The organism is Pseudomonadota bacterium, assembly GCA_018817425.1.
Taxonomy (GTDB): Bacteria; Desulfobacterota; Desulfobacteria; order Desulfobacterales; family RPRI01; genus RPRI01.
Genome location: JAHITX010000141.1, coordinates 1 through 3331, shown reverse-complemented (window position 1 = coordinate 3331; position 3331 = coordinate 1). Strand labels below are relative to the sequence as shown.

The 3331-nt window shown below is 40.1% G+C and carries 6 protein-coding genes; 3 read left to right on the top strand and 3 right to left on the bottom strand.

The annotated features are described in order from the left end of the window. From KKC46_22885 to KKC46_22875, 3 genes are all read right to left on the bottom strand, one after another. Positions 1-292: NAD(P)-binding protein (locus KKC46_22885; protein MBU1056650.1), on the bottom strand; the 292-nt coding region annotated here is incomplete at its 3' end. Between the two features lie 257 nt (positions 293-549). Then, positions 550-759 (bottom strand): hypothetical protein, encoded by a 210-nt coding sequence (locus KKC46_22880; protein MBU1056649.1) that lies wholly within the window; start codon positions 757-759, stop codon positions 550-552. Further along, entirely contained in the window at positions 737-1510 is a 774-nt protein-coding gene (locus tag KKC46_22875) for a glucose 1-dehydrogenase (protein ID MBU1056648.1), read from the bottom strand. Before KKC46_22875 ends, KKC46_22880 begins: the two co-directional genes overlap by 23 nt. Before the next feature lie 156 nt (positions 1511-1666). On the opposite strand from KKC46_22875, the gene KKC46_22870 reads away from it, so the two are divergent. The 3 genes from KKC46_22870 to KKC46_22860 all read left to right on the top strand — a co-directional run bounded on the left by KKC46_22870 (position 1667) and on the right by KKC46_22860 (position 3100). Beyond that, entirely contained in the window at positions 1667-1804 is a 138-nt protein-coding gene (locus KKC46_22870; protein ID MBU1056647.1) for a hypothetical protein, read from the top strand. 148 nt (positions 1805-1952) lie between these two features. Beyond that, positions 1953-2825: an alpha/beta hydrolase gene (locus KKC46_22865; GenBank protein ID MBU1056646.1), complete on the top strand. Its 873-nt coding sequence runs from the start codon at positions 1953-1955 to the stop codon at positions 2823-2825. Positions 2826-2956: 131 nt separating this feature from the next. Then, positions 2957-3100 (top strand): hypothetical protein, encoded by a 144-nt coding sequence (locus KKC46_22860; protein ID MBU1056645.1) that lies wholly within the window; start codon positions 2957-2959, stop codon positions 3098-3100. The last annotated feature ends 231 nt before the right edge of the window (positions 3101-3331 follow it).

The following is a 3331-nucleotide window of genomic DNA, read 5'->3' as shown; positions in this document are numbered from 1 at the left end:
CAAAGTTTACTCCTGCAAACTTATCAGGAGTGATATATTTCAGCCCGAATTTGGATAATAATCCAAGCTCATCATTTTGTATCAGAGGATTCGGATAAATCAGGCCATGCCAGGTAGAGCAAACATCATGTTTGAATCCGGGCACTGTTATTTCATCGGTAAATACTCCGCCACCTACCTTATTTCTGCTTTCAATCACACATACTTTAACACCCGCCTTTGCAAGATATGAAGCAGCTATTAAACCATTATGACCTGCACCAACAACTACTACATCATATTTCTCCGTCATTTTTATAAGCTCCTTTTGTTTATAGTGTTTGTATATGAAAACCTTTGTAAGATATAATTTTGATGGACTTGTAAAAAGTTACCAAACCGTCATACCTGCGAAAGCAGGTACCCAGAATAAATTAATTCTAATGGATATCGGATCGGATCCGACATGATAAAACAGGACATTATCAACTTTTTAAGAGCTTATCAATATTAATATTGCCGAGAAGCATTATTGTCAATTTTCTACAGACTTCTGCCAACATGGTACTGTCAACCACCGCTAAATCCAAATGGGTCCTTATCTGCGATCATTGAATCTGTACCTTGAGCGAATGTCTCCATTGCAGCAGATATAGCAGCAAAGCCGCCCCCAAGAATAAGTACATCCGTATCATATACTTCATAAACCGGCTCGGGAACAGCAAAGGTATTCCCAGAAATCTGAATTTCTTTTGCCTTATCTGGCAGTATATCCGGCATCAACTACAAGTATGTGACCGGTAACATAATCAGATGCCCTGGAAGCCAGATAAACGGCTGTACCCTTTAAATCATCCGGTACACCCACGCCATGCATCGGTACAGTGGGCGCCAGCAATTTTACAGCCTCATCCCAGGCATCAGCTCCTCCGAGTTCTGTCCTGAAAAATCCCGGAGCAATGGCATTAACATTTATTCCATATGAAGCATATTCGATAGCCATTTCCCGGGTAAGATTTGAAATCGCACCTTTTGATGCGCAATAGGCAGGAGTCGGAAATAAAGCGCTTCCTACTTGACCAAACATAGAACTGATGTTGATTATTTTGCCGCTTTTTTGCTTTACCATCTGCCTTGCAGCTTCTCTTGCACAGAGAAATACCCCGGTAATGTTTGTAGTCATTATATCATTCCAGTCTGCCAGTTCATATTCATGAATCGGCAGAGGTTTGCCAGCTATTCCCGCGTTGTTGAATATTATATCTAATTTTCCGAACTTCTTTATAGTTTCTGAAACCATGCGTTGAACATCATCTTCCTTGCGAACATCAGCGGGTATTACAAAAGCCGTGCCACCAAGTTTTTTTATTGTTTCCGCTACACTAGCTAAACGATCTTCACGACGGGCAACACACACTACATATGCTCCTGCCTCAGCCATAGCCTCGGCAAAAGCTGCTCCCAAACCGCTGCTTGCCCCGGTCACAATGGCTACTTTTCCCGTTAGGTCAAATAAATCATTTACATTCATCACTTATCTCCTTTATAGGGTAAATTTAATGAGCCAGTTTCAAAACGCCCCATTTCGGCCGATCTTAAGCGTTGGGCTCAAATTTAACTCCTCGAAATACTTAATGTATTCCTGTTGTTAAAAGTTATTTCCGAACAAAGCGGAAAAATAGATGCGATGCTTGAAAGAAAACTAAATGTATCATCTGCCGAATTAGCTAATTTTATGAAAAACAATACCATACACCAAAGAGCGGTTCTTTATAAGCGGCATAAAAATAAAAATATTGCTGCGGCATTGTCAAAAGGTTTATAATAAAATTAACAGAAAAGGATGATAAGGCAATAGTTTATTCCTTCAGTTGATATAGCACAATAGTTTAGCCGGAATTACCCGATGATTACAAAAAAGATAAATATATAAAAAATTGTTACCAGCACTGTGATAGCAATGAGGAAAACCTATGAAGCTATACCGCAACTTTACCTCACAGGAAGAGATTGACTACCAGTATAACGTGGCAGTATCGGAGCCGGATATACAGCCTTACGTAGAGATGTTTATCGGTGGCAGTGAAAAAGCCCGCAAAGAGCTGGACTGTATATTGGATGTACGTTTCGGACCCACAGTTGATGAAACAGTAGATATTTTTCCGGCCAAACAGCCTGATGCGCCAATTATTGTTTATATCCATGGAGGATATTGGCACAGTTTGAGCAGCAAGGAATTCAGTGTTGTCGCAACAGGGCCTAATGCTCACGGTTTCACTGTAGTATTACCTAACTACTCCCTATGTCCCAAAGTTACTATTACCGAAATTACCCGGCAAAACCGGGCCTTCATAGCGTGGTTGTATCGTAAAGCCCGTAAATTCAGCGGCAATCCTGAGCGCATCTTCGTATGCGGTCATTCTGCCGGTGGCCATCAAGTCGGTATGCTATCAGCAACTGATTGGTCAGGAGAGTATGGACTCCCTGAAAATATTATCAAGGGGGGAATACCGATAAGCGGGCTTTTCGATTTATTACCTTTTCGATACTCCTGGTTGCAACCTAAACTACAGCTTTCTTGTGAAGTCATTCAACAGCAAAGCCCTTTGTTTAATATTCCTGCTAAAGGGCCTCCTTTGTTAATATCTGTTGGAGAAAAGGAATCTGCTGAATTTCACCGGCAAGCAGCAGACTATCTGACGGCCTGGCGGGCACAGAATTTATGCGGTGAGCTATTTGTTCAGCCCAACAAGAACCATTTTACTTCAATCGAAGGATTGATTGATGCAAACAGCACTTTTTGCCAATCCATGATCGATTTCACGAAAGAATGTGAGAAACAATGAAGAAAATAAAACAAAATTCTTTTAATTCATTCATAAAATGTAGATACGCCTGTTTTTTTAAACAGAAAGGGTAGGGTGCTCAAGCTGGATGAAGTCAAAGCCTATCATATGTCAAAGCCTATCATATCCAGATGGTATTGGAATTAACCAAAGGAAAAATTAACGGCCCCAAAGGTGCTGCCGATCTTCTTGGCATTCATAAAAGCACCTTAAGAAGCAGAATGGATATGCTTGGGATTGACTATGGGCGAAAAAATAAGCCAGTGGATCTTTAATTTTACATAATCAAAAGAAGATATCACTCATATCAATATATTCAATAAGATAATGAGCATAAAAGCAGTATTTATGCCACGGATTCAGGGTTTCTTTATCTCTCTGATGCCTCTTGAGCACTGTTATTGCCTGCTATACGACCCCAAGATTTAAAATTTAGCAGACATCTATATTTTCTTCTCATTTGTTTAATGTAAGCATAATATTTTTAGATGGGTACTTTAAAAGTT

Bases quoted from the DNA above. Each gene is read 5' to 3' on its own strand.
- KKC46_22865 (MBU1056646.1), top strand. From the start codon at position 1,953: ATGAAGCTATACCGCAACTTTACCTCACAGGAAGAGATTGACTACCAG.
- KKC46_22875 (MBU1056648.1), bottom strand. From the start codon at position 1,510: ATGAATGTAAATGATTTATTTGACCTAACGGGAAAAGTAGCCATTGTG.
- KKC46_22860 (MBU1056645.1), top strand. From the start codon at position 2,957: ATGGTATTGGAATTAACCAAAGGAAAAATTAACGGCCCCAAAGGTGCT.
- KKC46_22880 (MBU1056649.1), bottom strand. From the start codon at position 759: ATGCCGGATATACTGCCAGATAAGGCAAAAGAAATTCAGATTTCTGGG.
- KKC46_22870 (MBU1056647.1), top strand. From the start codon at position 1,667: ATGCTTGAAAGAAAACTAAATGTATCATCTGCCGAATTAGCTAATTTT.